The sequence below is a fragment of the Rhizobium sp. 18055 genome (assembly GCF_902706285.1).
Taxonomy (GTDB): domain Bacteria; phylum Pseudomonadota; class Alphaproteobacteria; order Rhizobiales; family Rhizobiaceae; genus Rhizobium.
This window is the reverse complement of the sequence record NZ_CACSKD010000264.1, coordinates 1-448: the sequence shown is the minus strand read 5'-3', so window position 1 is coordinate 448 and position 448 is coordinate 1. Positions and strand designations below refer to the sequence as shown.

Sequence of the window (448 nt, the reverse complement as noted above, 5' to 3'; positions counted from 1 at the left end):
ATAGAACACCGGGCGCGATCGGTTTATTCCGCACCGCCCGAAAATTTTTTGCGGCCGCTCAGCGGTGGCGGCTCTTCATGGCGCGCTCGACCTCGCGCTTGCCCTCGCGCTCCTTGATCGTGTCGCGCTTGTCGTGCTCGGCCTTGCCCTTGGCGAGTGCGATCTCGCACTTGGCGCGGCCGTTCGTCCAGTGCAGGTTGAGCGGCACCAGCGTGTAGCCCTTCTGCTCCACCTTGCCGATGAGGCGCAGGATCTCGTCCTTGTGCAGCAGCAGCTTCTTGGTGCGGGCCGCGTCCGGGCTCACGTGGGTGGAGGCCGTCTTGAGCGCGTTGATCTGGCAGCCGATCAGGTAGAGCTCGCCCTCGCGGATCACGACGTAGCCGTCGGTGAGCTGCACCTTGCCCTCGCGCAGCGCCTTCACCTCCCAGCCGTGCAGCACCATGCCCGC

At 66.1% G+C, this 448-nt stretch carries 1 protein-coding gene; it reads right to left on the bottom strand.

The features are described from left to right. Positions 1 to 58: 58 nt before the first annotated feature. Positions 59 to 448 (bottom strand): SsrA-binding protein SmpB (smpB, locus tag GVL52_RS32110; protein ID WP_160012741.1); only part of this gene is annotated, 390 nt, incomplete at its 5' end.